15 protein-coding genes are annotated in these 13,220 nt (G+C 72.1%); 6 read left to right on the forward strand and 9 right to left on the reverse strand.

Going from position 1 to position 13,220, the window contains the following annotated elements; genetic code table 11:
- Positions 1 to 23 precede the first annotated feature (23 nt).
- Positions 24 to 632, forward strand: coding sequence for a GTP cyclohydrolase I FolE (folE, locus tag AMK16_RS19920; RefSeq protein ID WP_073917550.1), 609 nt, complete (start codon positions 24 to 26; stop codon positions 630 to 632).
- 129 nt (positions 633 to 761) lie between these two features.
- On the opposite strand, the gene AMK16_RS19925 is transcribed toward folE, so the two are convergent.
- From AMK16_RS19925 to AMK16_RS19950, 6 genes are all read right to left on the reverse strand, one after another.
- Positions 762 to 1,250 carry a DUF3180 domain-containing protein gene (locus tag AMK16_RS19925; RefSeq protein WP_073917552.1) on the reverse strand — a complete coding sequence of 163 codons (489 nt, stop codon included), beginning with the start codon at positions 1,248 to 1,250 and terminating at the stop codon, positions 762 to 764.
- Between the two features lie 53 nt (positions 1,251 to 1,303).
- A complete protein-coding gene (gene folK / locus AMK16_RS19930; protein WP_073917554.1) occupies positions 1,304 to 1,912 on the reverse strand; it encodes a 2-amino-4-hydroxy-6-hydroxymethyldihydropteridine diphosphokinase in 609 nt (202 codons plus the stop codon).
- A complete protein-coding gene (folB, locus tag AMK16_RS19935; RefSeq protein ID WP_030010912.1) occupies positions 1,909 to 2,268 on the reverse strand; it encodes a dihydroneopterin aldolase in 360 nt (119 codons plus the stop codon). Before folB ends, folK begins: the two co-directional genes overlap by 4 nt.
- 131 nt (positions 2,269 to 2,399) lie before the next feature.
- The gene (locus AMK16_RS19940) at positions 2,400 to 2,843 is read right to left on the reverse strand and encodes a nuclear transport factor 2 family protein (protein ID WP_073917557.1); all 444 of its coding nucleotides are present in this window, start codon (positions 2,841 to 2,843) and stop codon (positions 2,400 to 2,402) included.
- A gap of 22 nt (positions 2,844 to 2,865) precedes the next feature.
- A complete protein-coding gene (folP, locus tag AMK16_RS19945; RefSeq protein WP_073917559.1) occupies positions 2,866 to 3,738 on the reverse strand; it encodes a dihydropteroate synthase in 873 nt (290 codons plus the stop codon).
- A 100-nt stretch (positions 3,739 to 3,838) separates the two neighbouring features.
- Entirely contained in the window at positions 3,839 to 5,689 is a 1,851-nt protein-coding gene (locus tag AMK16_RS19950; RefSeq protein WP_073917561.1) for a phosphatidylglycerol lysyltransferase domain-containing protein, read from the reverse strand.
- 152 nt (positions 5,690 to 5,841) lie between these two features.
- Between AMK16_RS19950 and AMK16_RS19955 the strand changes: the two genes are divergently transcribed.
- Positions 5,842 to 6,951: an alpha/beta hydrolase gene (locus AMK16_RS19955; protein WP_073917564.1), complete on the forward strand. Its 1,110-nt coding sequence runs from the start codon at positions 5,842 to 5,844 to the stop codon at positions 6,949 to 6,951.
- Positions 6,952 to 7,069: 118 nt separating this feature from the next.
- Here the strand turns inward: AMK16_RS19955 and AMK16_RS19960 are convergent, their stop codons facing one another.
- Positions 7,070 to 8,038, reverse strand: coding sequence for an ABC transporter ATP-binding protein (locus AMK16_RS19960; RefSeq protein WP_073917567.1), 969 nt, complete (start codon positions 8,036 to 8,038; stop codon positions 7,070 to 7,072).
- Positions 8,039 to 8,214: 176 nt separating this feature from the next.
- Between AMK16_RS19960 and AMK16_RS19965 the strand changes: the two genes are divergently transcribed.
- The 4 genes from AMK16_RS19965 (at position 8,215) to AMK16_RS19980 (ending at position 11,873) form a co-directional block, all read left to right on the forward strand.
- Positions 8,215 to 8,913 carry an ABC transporter permease gene (locus AMK16_RS19965; protein WP_073917569.1) on the forward strand — a complete coding sequence of 233 codons (699 nt, stop codon included), beginning with the start codon at positions 8,215 to 8,217 and terminating at the stop codon, positions 8,911 to 8,913.
- A 4-nt stretch (positions 8,914 to 8,917) separates the two neighbouring features.
- A complete protein-coding gene (locus AMK16_RS19970) occupies positions 8,918 to 9,589 on the forward strand; it encodes an ABC transporter permease (RefSeq protein ID WP_073917572.1) in 672 nt (223 codons plus the stop codon).
- A 32-nt stretch (positions 9,590 to 9,621) separates the two neighbouring features.
- Positions 9,622 to 10,611 carry an ABC transporter substrate-binding protein gene (locus AMK16_RS19975; protein ID WP_073917575.1) on the forward strand — a complete coding sequence of 330 codons (990 nt, stop codon included), beginning with the start codon at positions 9,622 to 9,624 and terminating at the stop codon, positions 10,609 to 10,611.
- A gap of 101 nt (positions 10,612 to 10,712) precedes the next feature.
- Positions 10,713 to 11,873, forward strand: coding sequence for a hypothetical protein (locus AMK16_RS19980; RefSeq protein WP_073917577.1), 1,161 nt, complete (start codon positions 10,713 to 10,715; stop codon positions 11,871 to 11,873).
- A 73-nt stretch (positions 11,874 to 11,946) separates the two neighbouring features.
- On the opposite strand, the gene AMK16_RS19985 is transcribed toward AMK16_RS19980, so the two are convergent.
- Together AMK16_RS19985 and AMK16_RS19990 are read right to left on the reverse strand one after the other, a co-directional pair.
- Complete coding sequence (locus AMK16_RS19985; RefSeq protein ID WP_073917580.1) at positions 11,947 to 12,162, reverse strand: hypothetical protein; 216 nt, start codon at positions 12,160 to 12,162, stop codon at positions 11,947 to 11,949.
- Positions 12,163 to 12,310: 148 nt separating this feature from the next.
- Positions 12,311 to 13,165: an arylamine N-acetyltransferase family protein gene (locus tag AMK16_RS19990; protein ID WP_073917582.1), complete on the reverse strand. Its 855-nt coding sequence runs from the start codon at positions 13,163 to 13,165 to the stop codon at positions 12,311 to 12,313.
- Between the last annotated feature and the right edge of the window lie 55 nt (positions 13,166 to 13,220).

The raw sequence follows: 13,220 nt of genomic DNA on the forward strand, positions 1-13,220 counted from the left end.
TTGCAGACAGGAACGAGGAAGAGATGACCGACCCAGTGACCCTGACCGGTGGCGAGGGCACGATCGGCGAGTTCGACGAGAAGCGCGCCGAGGCGGCCGTCCGAGAGCTCCTCATCGCGGTCGGCGAGGACCCGGACCGCGAAGGTCTGCGGGAGACCCCCGCGCGGGTGGCGCGGGCGTACCGCGAGATATTCGCGGGTCTGTGGCAGAAGCCCGAGGAGGTGCTGACCACGACCTTCGACATCGGCCACGACGAGATGGTCCTGGTCAAGGACATCGAGGTCATGAGCTCCTGCGAGCACCACCTCGTGCCGTTCCACGGGGTCGCGCACGTCGGCTACATCCCGTCCACCAACGGCAAGATCACCGGGCTGTCGAAGCTGGCCCGCCTGGTGGACGTCTTCGCCCGCCGGCCCCAGGTCCAGGAGCGGCTGACCACGCAGATCGCCGATTCCGTGATGGAGATCCTGGACCCGCGCGGGGTCATCGTGGTCATCGAGTGCGAGCACATGTGCATGACCATGCGCGGGGTGCGCAAGCCCGGCGCGAAGACCATCACCTCGGCGGTCCGCGGCCAGCTCCGCGACCCGGCGACGCGCAACGAGGCCATGAGCCTGATCATCGCCCGCTAGCCAGATGGTGTCTCGTCGGTCGGGCGCACCCGGCGCACCGGGCGCACCCGGCGCACCGGGCGCACCCGGCGTACCGGATGCACCAGGCGTACCGGGCGCTCTGACCGACGAGAGGGCCCGCGGGCTTTCCTAGGCCGGGGCCGGGGCCTCGGGGGACTCGTCGTCGTCCTCCGGGAGCTTCAGGACGTGCTCCAGGAAGAGGGCGGCGGCGACGACCGCCGCGCCCGCCAGGACGGAGGCGCCGGCGTACCAGGCCTGGTCCTGGCGGGCGGGGACGTCGAGGGACTCGGTCACCAGGAAGACGCCCACACCGCCGTACGCGCCTGCCACAAGGGCCGCCACCAGCGCGCTGGCCTGTCCGAACACCACGGCGCGGGCCGCCATCAGCGGCTCCACGCCCTTGGCGCCCGGCCGCCGCTCGCGCTGCGCCTTGAGGCGGGCACGCAGCGACAGGGCTGTCGCCAGCAGCACCGCGGCGATGACGCCCAGGACGATCGGCGCGGCCAGAGGGACGCCCGGCAGGGTGCCGTAGGCGTTCCACAGCCGGGCGCCCGCCCAGGACAGCACCCCGGCGACGACGAAGATCCCCGCCAGCACGGCCGGCCTCAGTTGCTTCACTTGCGCGTTCCCCGCTTCCCGCACCGATCCTTCAGCAGTCCACAGGCTAACGACTACTCGGGGAGGCGGAGTTCCAGGTCGGGGCGCGGCGTGACTCCGGTGAGGCCGATTTCGGCCAGGAGGCCGGTGACGTCGCCGTGTCCGGGGATCCGGGCCTCGGGGTCGATGTCGTGCCACGGGGCCAGGACGAAGGCCCGCTGGTGGGCGCGCGGGTGCGGGAGGGTCAGGAGGGGGTCCTCGGAGACCACGTCGGCGTACGAGACGATGTCGACGTCGATGGTGCGCGGGCCCCAGCGCTCCTCGCGGACGCGGTCGAAGGCCTCCTCGATGGCGTGACCGCGCTCCAGCAGCGAGGACGGGGGCAGCGTGGTCTTCACCGAGATGACGGCGTTGAAGTACGCGGGCTGCGAGCCGGGCTCCACGCCCCACGGCTCGGTCTCGTACACGGGGGAGACGGCCTTGACCCGCAGGCCGGGGGTGTCGCCGAGGGCGTCGATGGCGCCCTGGAGGGTCTCCAGCCGGTTGCCGAGGTTCGCGCCGAGCGCGATGACGGCCCATTTCGGGTTGGACAGGGTGACGTCCGCCGCGTCCACCGTCTCGACGACGGAGGCGGGTACCGGCTGGACCGTGGGGTCGCTCTGGGTGTTCAGTCCGTTGTTCATGCGCGGCTCCGGGTGATCGTGATGGTCACGTCGTCGAAGGGGACGGTGATGGGCGCGTCCGGCTTGTGGACGACGACCTCCACCTGTGCCACCGCTTCGTGCTTCAGGCACTGCTGGGCGATCCGCTCAGCCAGGGTTTCGATCAGGTCGACGGGCTCTCCCTGGACCACGTCGACGACCTCCTCGGCGACGACCCCGTAGTGCACGGTCTTCGCCAGGTCGTCGCCGGCCGCCGCCGGGCGGGTGTCGAGGTGCAGCACGAGGTCGACGATGAAGGTCTGGCCCTCTTCGCGTTCCCGGGGGAAGACGCCGTGGTGCCCGCGAGCCTTGAGGCCGCGCAGCGCGACACGATCCACGCGAATCACTCCTGCTTTCGTAGGTGCTTCCGGTCCCGGGGCTCCCCGGGGCCATGGGCCTACGCCGAGTGCGGTCGGCGTCGTCCGTCCTCGAATTTACCCGCGAAACACCTCCGGCCCCGCCGGAGGGGTCAGGCGGCGTCCTCCTCCTCGTCGTCGTCGGACTCCGTCAGCACGGGAGAACCGTGGTGGGACCACAGACGCCACCCCTGCGATGTGCGTCGGAACACATTCGTGGCGACGACCAGCTGGCCCACCAGGGGGCCCAGTTCCCCGCCGTCCTCGGCGGGGCCGCCACTGAGGATGTTCTCGGTGCAGGTCACCAGCGCGGTGTCGGCTATGACGGCGACCTTGGTGTCGGTGAGGAAGAACTGGATGTAGTCGGTGTGGGACATGATCAGCGCGTAGGAGCGCAGTACCTCGCCGCGGCCGGAGAGCACCGGCCAGCCGGGGTGCACGCAGGAGATCTCGTCATCGAGCCAGAGCGCCGACAGCGCGTCGAAGTCCCCCCGCTCCATGGCCTCGTAGAAGGCCGTGTTGACCTCTTCGACCGCTTCGATGTCGGTTGTGCTCACAGGGCTCCTTCTCGGTCGGTGGTCACAGCGCTCCTTCCACGGCGCGGGCCACGCGAACCGCGTCCGCGGTGGCCCGTACCTCGTGGACCCGTACGGCCCAAGCGCCCTGGTGGGCGGCGATGGCGGAGACAGCGGCGGTGGCGGCGTCGCGTTCGCGGGCGGGCGGCGGGGCGGCGTCGGCCGCGCCGGCCAGGACCCGGCCGAGGAAACGCTTCCGCGAGGCGGCGACCAGCAGCGGGAAGCCGAGGGCGCGCAGCTCGGGCAGGTGGGCGACGAGGGCCAGGTCGTGCTCGGCGTTCTTGGCGAAGCCCAGGCCCGGGTCGACGAGGAGGCGCTCGGGGGCGATGCCGCCGGCCACGACGGCCTCGATCCGCGTCCGGAGTTCGGCGGTGACCTCGGCGAGCACGTCCCGGTAGACGGCGAGGCTGTTCATGCCGTCGCTGAAGCCGCGCCAGTGCATGACCACGAAGGGCACCTCGGCGGCCGCGACGGCCGGGATCATCCCGGGGTCGGCGAGTCCGCCGCTGACGTCGTTGACCAGGACGGCGCCGGCGGCCACGGCCCGGGCGGCGACGGTGGCGCGCATGGTGTCGACGGAGACGGCGACGCCCTCGGAGGCCAGGCCGCGCACGACGGGTACGACGCGGCGCAGCTCCTCGTCCTCGTCGACGCGGGAGGCGCCGGGCCGGGTGGACTCGCCGCCGACGTCGACGAGATCGGCGCCCTGGGCGGCGAGGTCGAGCCCGCGCTTGACGGCGGCGGTGGTGTCGAACCAGCGGCCACCGTCGGAGAAGGAGTCGGGGGTGACGTTGACGACGCCCATGACCCCGCAGCGGTCCCACTCCGGCAGACCTGCGACCCGGCCCCTGCCGGTGGCTCCGCTCTTGGTGTTCATAGGTCCAAGGGTAGGGCTGACCTGGATACGGCAGGGCCCCGGCGCCTTCCGGCCGCCGGGGCCCCGGGTGCGTGCGACGGCGCGGGGGCCGCCCCGCCGCCTACGCGGCCTGGACCTTGCGCTCGGCCTGGCCGGGGACCCGCGCCGCGTGGTCGTGGGCGCAGGTGCGGACGGGCTTGGGGCGCCGGCGGCCGGCGAACAGCCGCGGGAGCGCCAGGGTCACGAAGCCCTCGGCCTGCATCGCGGCGAAGCCGATGCGGGGCAGGTCGCGGGTGGTGCGGAAGACGACGAAGCGGGGCTCCCAGCGGGGGCGGAACTTCGCGTTGAACTTGTACAGGGACTCGATCTGGAACCAGCGGGAGAGGAAGACCAGCAGGCCGCGCCACATCCGCAGGACCGGGCCGGCGCCGATCTTCTCGCCGCGGGCCAGTGCCGAGCGGAACATCGCGAAGTTCAACGAGACCTTTTCGATCTTCAGCGCGGGGGCGGCCTCCAGCGAGGCCACGATCAGCAGCTCGTTCATGCCGGGGTCGGCGGCGCGGTCGCGGCGCATCAGCTCCAGCGACATGCCGTCGGAGCCCCAGGGGACGAAGTGCAGGACGGCCTTGAGGTCGCCGAAGGGGCTGGTGTCACCCTCCTCGACCCGGTGGGCGGTGGCGATGAAGCAGTCGCCGTCGCCCGGGTCGCCGACCCGGCCCAGCGCCATGGAGAAGCCGCGCTCGGTGTCGGTGCCCCGCCAGGCCGCGGCGGCGCCGCGGACCTGCTCCAGCTCGGCCTCGGTGAGTTCGCTGACCCGGCGGACCTTCGTGGTGTAGCCGTTGCGCTCGATGCGCTTCACCATCTGGCGGACGTTACGCATGGCGCGGCCCGACAGGGAGAAGTCCTTGACGTCGACGATCGCCTCGTCACCCAGTTCCAGGGCGTCCAGGCCCGTCTCGCGGGTCCAGACCTCGCCGCCGGTCTCGCTGCAGCCCATGACGGCCGGGGTCCAGGAGTGGGCCTTGGCCTCCTCCATGAACCGCTCGATGGCGCCGGGCCAGGCTTCGACGTCGCCGATGGGGTCGCCGGAGGCGAGCATCACGCCGGAGACGACGCGGTAGGTGACGGCGGCCTTGCCGCTGGGGGAGAAGACGACGGCCTTGTCGCGCCGGAGCGCGAAGTGGCCGAGCGAGTCGCGGCCACCGTGCCGGGAGAGCAGCTCGCGCAGTTTGGTCTCGTCGTCGGCGGTGAGCCGCGCGGCGGGGTGCTCGGGGCGGAAGGCCAGGTAGATGGTGGTGAGCGCGGTCACCATGCCGAGGGCGCCGAGGGAGTACCCGACGGTCCAGGACACCCGGCCGGCGTAGTCGACGGGGCCCTCGAAGCCGAAGAGGCCGTAGACGACGTGGGTGATCTGCTCGTAGAGGCCCGGCTTGCCGACGACCTTGCCCGGGTGGACGTTGACGATGACCAGGCCCAGTCCGATGGAACCGGCGCTCATCAGGACGAAGTTCGCCAGTGCCTTCCAGCGGCTGCGGGGGTCGGGCAGCGCCTTGAATTCACTCTGATGGCGCAGCAGCAGCGCCAGCAGCACCGCCGCGATGACCACGCCGATGACCGAGTGGCGGTAGGTGAACTGCGCCACGGCGCCCGCGGGCAGCAGGACCACGGCCGCCCGCCAGGCGCGCCGCTTGTGCCGCTTGAGCCCGTGGGCGAGCAGCAGCAGCAGCACGCCCGCGCTGATGGACAGGGCCGCCGCGAAGGGGCCCAGGGAACCGGGCAGCACTTCGGTGACCGCGTGGAACCGGCTGTGCCGGAAGCGCGGGAAGACACCGGCCGCGATGTCCAGAAGGCCGACGATCATGACGGCCGTACCTACCAGGCCGGGCACCGACTCCGGCCTCGGTCCGCGGAAGATCCGGCGGACCCCGCTCGGAACCTGTCCCGACTTATCGCCATCTATCCTGCTAGACATCGCTTCCCGTTGCTCCGCGAGAGATCATGTGGCCGAAGACTGCGACAGCCTCCGGTGTGTGGTGCGTCCATTAGGACGACATCGACGAGGAGCGGGTTCACTCTTCCGTCGGAAAAATCCAGTCCTGCCATCAGAAAGTCGACTGACTGCTCATGGGTCTCACCAGTAATACGGTTCTGGCGCTGGCCATCATCGCCGGTGTGCTGCTCTTCGCGGCCACGGTCTGGTTCTGGCCGAAGCTTTCGGGCCGCACCTGGCGCGCGTTCACCGGCCGGATCGGCCTCCTGCTGGCGACCCAGCTGGCGCTGTTCTCGGCGGTGGGGCTCGCTGCCAACAAGTCCTTCCTCTTCTACGGTTCGTGGGCGGACCTGTTCGGCCAGGAGACGTCCATCGGCAAGGTCGTCGACCACTCGATGAGCAGTCAGGTCATCAAGGTCGTCGACAAGCAGAAGCTGGACGTGCCCGGCGGCGGCAAGCCCCAGGTGGGTGGTCAGATCCTGAAGGTTGCCATAACCGGGCAGAAGTCGAAGATAACGAGCCCCGGCTACGTGTGGCTCCCGCCGGAGTACTTCCAGCCGCAGCACAAGGACCAGAACTTCCCGGCGTCCATCGTCCTGACGGGTTACCCGGGTACCGCGGAGAACCTCATCAAAGGGCTGAACTACCCGATGACGGCCTTCAAGCAGGCCAAGGCGGGCAAGATGAAGCCGATGATCCTGGTCATGCTGCGCCCGACCGTCGCGCCGCCGCGTGACACCGAGTGCGTGGACATACCCGGTGGCCCGCAGACCGAGACCTTCTTCGCGCAGGACCTCCCGCAGGCCATCACGGAGACCTTCCGGGTCGGCAAGAAGCCGCAGAACATGGGCTTCATCGGCAACTCGACGGGCGGCTACTGCGCCCTGAAGATCGCCGCGCACTACCCGCAGACCTTCGGCGCCGCCGCGGGTCTGTCCGCCTACTACGAGGCCCCCGACGACCCGACGACCGGTGACCTGTTCCACGGCGACGACAAGCTGCGGAAGCACGCGGACGTGCTGCACAGCATGGGCGCCAAGAAGCCGTCCGGCACGTCCTTCCTCGTCACCAGCAGCGAGAAGGGCGAGCCGAACCTCGGCGACACCAGGAAGTTCATCAAGCTGGTCAAGGGCCCGGACCGGGTCTCCTCGATCATCCTCGACAGCGGCGGCCACAACTTCAACACCTGGCGCCGCGAGATCGCGCCGATGCTGGCATGGATGAGCGGCCGCCTCCAGGCCTGAGCGGCGGCCGGGGCCGGCCCGGGCGCCTCGCAGCAGCCCTGCCCGGGCCTTCCCCGGCCGCCGCGCGACGACGCCAAGGGCCCGGCCACGGTCGGGCCCTTCGGCTTCGCACCCCGCGCTACGCCTCTTGCAGTTCTGCGCGGCGCAGGGCCCGGTGGACGCCCTCCGGGGTCAGTACGCCGACCAGGGCGCCCGATCGCGGGTCCGTGACGGCGATCCGCCCCGAGTCCTCCTGGAGCAGGGCGGCGAGCGCCTCGCGCAGCGTCGCCCCCAGAGCCACCGCGGCGGCCGGGACCGGGGAGGTGCCGTCCACCGCCACCAGGTCGGCCGCCCCGACGGGGGTGACCGCAAGCCGCTTGAGCCCCCGGTCGGCGCCGACGAAGGAGGCCACGTAGTCAGTGGCGGGGGCGCCGAGCACGGTGGCGGGGCGCGCGAACTGCTCGATGGTGCCCGCGCCGTAGACCGCGATGCGGTCGCCGAGCCGGATCGCCTCCTCCAGGTCGTGCGTGACCAGCAGGATCGTCTTGCGCACCGTCTTCTGCAGGGTCAGGAACTCGTTCTGGAGCCGCTCGCGCACCACCGGGTCCACCGCCCCGAACGGCTCGTCCATCAGCAGCACCGGCGGATCGGCGGCGAGCGCGCGGGCCACTCCGACGCGCTGGCGCTGCCCGCCCGACAGCTGCTCGGGGTAGCGGCCGCCGTACACCGCCGGGTCCAGCCCCACCAGTTCGAGCAGCTCGGCGGCCCGCGCCCTGGCCTTGGCCTTCGGGGTGCCGGTGAGCTGCGGCACGGTCGCCGTGTTCTCCAGCACCGTCTTGTGCGGGAAGAGCCCGACCTGCTGGATCACGTACCCGATCCGGCGGCGCAGTTCGACCGGATCTGCGGCGGCGATGTCCTCGCCGCCGAGCAGGATCCGGCCGGAGGTCGGCTCGATCAGTCGGTTGACCATCTTCATGGTGGTGGTCTTGCCGCAGCCGGACGGCCCGACGAGCGTGACCAGCTCACCCTCGGCCACCTCGAAGGACAAGTCCTCCACGGCCGTCGTCCCGTCGGGGTAGCGCTTGGTCACGTGCTCGAATCGGATCACACCGCCATCCTCCCCCACCGGCGCGGCCGTATGGGCGAAGAGTTCGTCAGACGAGTGTTGCGTGCGTGCGAAGATTTCCGGCCGTCGTCGGCGCCGGGGGTTAAGGTCGCCTCTGGCCGTGTCGTGAAGGGCCGTGCCGTGCGGGGACGCAGGTTCGGTGAGGGTGGGGTGAGGAAGTGGCCGGGCAGAGCTGCCTGGTGGCGAACGACTGGGTCTGCTGGGAGTACGTCTCCTCCCGCTCCCAGGAGCTCACCGACGCCACCATCGAACACATATGGATCACCGGTGCGTCGGTGCTCATCGGCATAGCCGTGTCCGTCCCGCTCGCCCTGCTGGCCCGCCGTGGCCGGCGCTGGGCGGCGCCGGTGCTCGCCTTCACCACCCTGCTCTACACGATCCCCTCGCTCGCCATGTTCTCCCTGCTGCTGCCGCTCTTCGGGCTCTCCGCGGCGCTGGTGGTGACCGGCCTGGTGCTGTACTCGCTGACCATCCTCGTCCGCAACGTACTGGCCGGATTGGAAGCCGTCCCCGAGGAGGTACGGGAGGCGGCGCGCGGCATGGGGTACGGCCCCGGGCGGCTGATGTGGCAGGTCGAGCTGCCGCTGGCGCTGCCCGCGCTGCTGGCCGGCGTGCGCATCGCCACCGTCTCCACGGTCGCGCTGACGACGGTCGGCTCCATCGTCGGCAAGGGCGGCCTCGGGAACCTCATCGCCCCGGCCGTGAACAGCTCCTTCAAGGCCCAGGTGCTCACCGCCTCGGTGCTGTGCGTGCTGCTCGCCCTCGTGGCCGACCTGCTGCTGCTCGCCGTGCAGCGGCTGCTCACGCCGTGGACCCGCGCCGGTTCCCGGCCGGCGGCCTCCGGCAAGGGGGCCTGATCCCGTGGACGTCCTGACAGGAGCCTGGGACTGGCTGGCCGACGGCGCCAACTGGTCGGGGGAGAACGGCGTCTGGAACCGGCTCGGCGAACACGTCTACGTCAGCGGGATGGCCCTCGCGATCGCCTGCGCGGTGGCGCTGCCCGTCGGCCTGTTCCTCGGCCACCTCGGCAAGGGCGGGGCCCTCGCGGTCAACGTCTCCAACGCCGGCCGCGCCGTGCCCGTCTTCGCGGTGCTGGCGCTGTTCATGGTCTCCCCGCTGCGCAACGCGGGCTATCTGCCCACCATCGTCGCCCTGGTGCTGTTCGCCGTCCCGCCGCTCCTGACGAACGCGTACGTCGGCATGCGGGAGGTGGACCGCTCGGTGGTGGAGGCCGCCCGGGGCATGGGCATGTCCGGTCGCCAGCTCTTCTTCCGGGTCGAGCTGCCGCTCGCGCGCGGCCTCGTCATGACCGGCGTGCGCTCGGGCGCCGTGCAGGTCATCGCCACCGCCACGATCGCGGCGATGGTCGGCCAGGGCGGTCTCGGCCGGATCATCACCGCCGGATTCAACACCTACAACACCGCGCAGGTCGTCGCCGGCGCCCTGCTGGTGGCGGCACTGGCCCTGCTGGTGGAGGGCGTGCTGGTGGCCGCGGACCGGCTGCTGCCCCGGACGGCCGCGGCGTCCCGCTGATCCCTTTCCCCCGCCTCGAACGGAGTACCCCCATGACCAAGACCACCCGCGCCCTCGGCGCGTCCCTGGGCACCCTGGCCCTGACGGTGTCGCTGGCCGCATGCGGCGGCGACAGCCTGGAGAAGAGCAAGGACGGCGGATCCGACACGGCCTCAGCGCCCTCCTCACAGGGTGGCAAGGGGTCGCTGGTGATCGGCGCCGCCGGGTTCACCGAGTCCAACGTGCTGGCCGAGCTGTACGCGCAGGTCCTGAAGGACGCCGGCTACAGCACTTCGGTCAAGACGGTCAACAACCGCGAGCTGTACGAACCCTCCCTGGAGAAGGGCGAGATCGACGTCGTCCCGGAGTACGCGGCGACCCTCGCGGAGTTCCTCAACGCCAAGGTGAACGGTGCGAAGGCGCCCGAGGAGAAGCCGGTCGCGTCGAGCGACGCCGCGGCGACGGTGGCGGCCCTGGAGAAGCTCGCGGCGCCCCTCGGCCTGAAGGCGCTGCCCGCCGGCGCGGCCGTCGACCAGAACGCCTTCGCCGTGACGAAGGAATTCGCACAGAAGAACAACCTGAAGTCCCTTTCCGATCTTGGAAAGTCCGGGCTGAAGGTGAAGATCGCCGCTGGGGACGAATGCGCCGTCCGCCCCTTCTGCGCACCCGGACTGACGAAGACCTACGGGATCCAGGTGTCCGGGATCGACCCCAAGGGCGTCGGCACCCCGCAGGCGAAGCAGGCGGTCAAGGACGGCGCCGACCAGCTGGTCCTCACCACGACCACCGACGCCACGCTCGACACCTACGGCCTGGTCCTGCTGGACGACGACCAGAAGCTGCAGAACGCCGACAACGTGCTTCCCGTGGTCCACGCCAAGGACGCCGGCGCCCCTGAGGTCGCGGCCGCCCTGGCCCGGCTGACCCAGACGCTCACGACGGCCGACCTGGTCGACCTCAACCGCAAGGTGGACGCGGAGCGCGCCAAGCCGGCGGATGTCGCGAAGGCGTACCTGGAGTCCAAGGGCCTTTCGAAGAAGTAGCGGTGCGGTTACCGGGCCGGCGGAGAAAAGTGGGGTAACTGCCCGGCAGAGATTGCCCGGCGGGTACCCCACGGGGCCCTACGCCCTGTAAATTTCAGGCCATGCCCCGTGGACGCCACCGCAATCCCGAGCCCTTGCACCGGCTGCTCACGCCGACGACTGTCGCCGGTGTGGCCCTCACCAGCGCAGGCGCCGCCTGGCTGCTCGCGGAACCCGTCCCGCTGAGGCTCCTCGTGGCCCTCGCGGCGGCCACGGGCGTGGGTGGCGCGATCGTGATGCGGGCCTGGGACCGCGCTGCGGGCCGCCGCGTCGCGGAACTCGCGCGCGAGCGGGTCAAGGACGAGTGGAAGACGGACGAGCGGATCGCCGAGCTCGAATCCGACCTCGAAGAGGCCCGGGTGCTGCGCGCCAGGCTGGAGACGAAGCTGCGCGCCAAGCGGGTCGAACTGGCGGGGCTGCGGGGTGAGCACGCGGCGCTGCTGCGGCGGTACGCGACCGCCGAGACCGAGCGCGCGAGCGCGCTGGAGGGCCGCCGGCTGCTGGCCATCGAAGCCTCCGCGGCTCCGGCCGCCGCCGCGCCGAAGGAACTCCCGGCCGTCTCCGAGGAGCGCACCTCGGCGGGCGCGCCGACCTCCGTCGGCTACGCCCGCGCCCACGCCGCGCTGAACGCGCTGGCCCACAAGGCCCGGACCCGGGAGCTGCCCGTGCCGCCGCGGGGGCCGAAGAGGGCCCCCGCGGCCACTGTTCCTGCTCCGGGCGCCGCTCCCGCTCCGGGCACTGCTCCCGCTCCGGGCGGGGCCGCTGCTCCTGCTCCGGGCGGGGCTCCCGCCTCCGGTTCGGCTCCCGCGGCCGCCGCCGAGAGCCACGGCCGGCCGGCCGGCGTCCCGGCCAACCGCCGGGCGGCGGCGGTGGCCCCGTATGCGGCGCAGCGACGGGCCTCCCGCGTGGAGGGCGGCTTCGACTTCTTCGGTACCAAGAACGCCGCCCAGGCCATCGCGGCGATCGAGGCCGTTCAGAACGAGGACCTGGCCGACGTGGTCGGCGCCGAGGCCCTCGCGGTCCACGAGGCGCAGTCCGCGGAGTCCCCGGAGCCCGTGGCGTCCGCGCAGCCCGGCCGGACCCCGGCCGGGCCGGGCTCGGGCCAGGGTCCGGCCGAGGAGGACACCCCCGGGACGCGCACGCCCGGCCAGGTCATCGACCTCACGGCGCACGACGAGACGGAGCCGATCGACGTGGTCCGCCTGCACACCGCGATTTCCTGACCACGGCGTCCGGGACGGGCCGAGCGGGCCCCGCCGCCGTCCGCCCCGGGCGCGGTTCGCGTGTCCTCGGAAGTCAGAACAGCGGGAGCTGACCCGGGTGCGGCCCCAGGGTGAAGCCGTCCAGCATCGGCGCCGAGGCACCGAGCACCACCCGGGCCCGCGAGCCGGGACAGGACACCAGATCGCCGCGGTCCCGGCCGGCGGGAGGGTCGTGGCGGGCGATCCGTCCGGCGGTGACGGCGCAGTCGCGGCCACAGACGGGGCAGGCGCGGCGGGGGGAGTGGGACATGCCCCCAGTCTGCCCTGCGGCTCCGACAGCGGTGTGGGGACGCGGGCGTACGGACGCCGGCACTGGGACACCGCGGACGGACACCGCGGACGGACACCGGGGCACGGACGACGGGGCACGGACGACGGGTGCGCCCCGCGGGGAGCGGTCAGACCGCCCGGGAGGCCAGCCAGTCCTCGTGCGTCGCGCACACCCGCGCCCACAGCGCCGCCCGGTCCACCGGGGTGAGATCGTCCAGCCGCCGCCCGAAGACCGTGGCGATGACCTCGAAGAGCTCGTCCCGGTCCGCCAGTTCGCGTTCGCTCGTCCCCTTGGCGGGCTCGATGCGGCTCAGCACCCGGCCGCGCAGGACGTCGATGCCCCGCGCGTCCCGCCGCAGAAGGGCCAGGGTCCGTACGAAGGGGGAGTCCGCGCCGGTGGAGAGCCACCGGTGCATGCCCTCGAAACCGGACATCGTCGCCACGGCGTCCCGGAAGTTCATCCGGGGCATGGGACCGCCGGGATTGCGGTACGTCCAGCCCGGCCCCTCCCCGTCCAGCGGTTCGAGCCGTTCCAGGACGTACCGGGCGCCGCCGCCCCGCGCGTACACGCCCTCGCGCAGCGGCAGCGGCTCGTGCGGACCGTCGCCGAGGCCGGCGTCGACGAAGTACGCCGCGCCGTCGACGCGAACGGTCAGGGTGAGGTGTCCGCCGTTCACGCCGCGCTCCGCGGGATCGGCGTTCACGCCGCCGGTGTGCCGCGTCACCTCGTAGCCCAGGCTTTCCAGGAGCAGCGCGAAGGCCCCGTTGAGGTGGTAGCAGTACCCGCCCCGTCCGGCGGCGAAGCGCCGGGCCGACAGCGCGGGGTCGATGCCGGGCGGCCGGCCGAGCTGGATGTCGATGTTCTCGTACGGGACGCGTTCCAGGTGTGCCCGGTGGAGGGCGAACAGCCCCTCGGCGCAGGGGGAGCCGGGATCGGTGGTGCCGAGGCGCTCCAGGTAGCCGGCGCGTATGGCTGAGTCCATCACCCCACCCTAGGGGGTGCCTCGTCGAGCGCGGGGGGTGCCTCGTCGAGCCCGG

Source organism: Streptomyces sp. CB00455 (assembly GCF_001905445.1).
Lineage (GTDB): Bacteria > Actinomycetota > Actinomycetes > Streptomycetales > Streptomycetaceae > Streptomyces.

Coding starts and splice junctions, on each gene's coding strand:
- folE (WP_073917550.1), top strand. CDS start 24: ATGACCGACCCAGTGACCCTGACCGGTGGCGAGGGCACGATCGGCGAG.
- folK (WP_073917554.1), bottom strand. CDS start 1,912: ATGAACAACGGACTGAACACCCAGAGCGACCCCACGGTCCAGCCGGTA.
- folP (WP_073917559.1), bottom strand. CDS start 3,738: ATGAACACCAAGAGCGGAGCCACCGGCAGGGGCCGGGTCGCAGGTCTG.
- AMK16_RS19950 (WP_073917561.1), bottom strand. CDS start 5,689: ATGTCTAGCAGGATAGATGGCGATAAGTCGGGACAGGTTCCGAGCGGG.
- AMK16_RS19955 (WP_073917564.1), top strand. CDS start 5,842: ATGGGTCTCACCAGTAATACGGTTCTGGCGCTGGCCATCATCGCCGGT.
- AMK16_RS19975 (WP_073917575.1), top strand. CDS start 9,622: ATGACCAAGACCACCCGCGCCCTCGGCGCGTCCCTGGGCACCCTGGCC.
- AMK16_RS19980 (WP_073917577.1), top strand. CDS start 10,713: ATGCCCCGTGGACGCCACCGCAATCCCGAGCCCTTGCACCGGCTGCTC.
- AMK16_RS19985 (WP_073917580.1), bottom strand. CDS start 12,162: ATGTCCCACTCCCCCCGCCGCGCCTGCCCCGTCTGTGGCCGCGACTGC.
- AMK16_RS19990 (WP_073917582.1), bottom strand. CDS start 13,165: ATGGACTCAGCCATACGCGCCGGCTACCTGGAGCGCCTCGGCACCACC.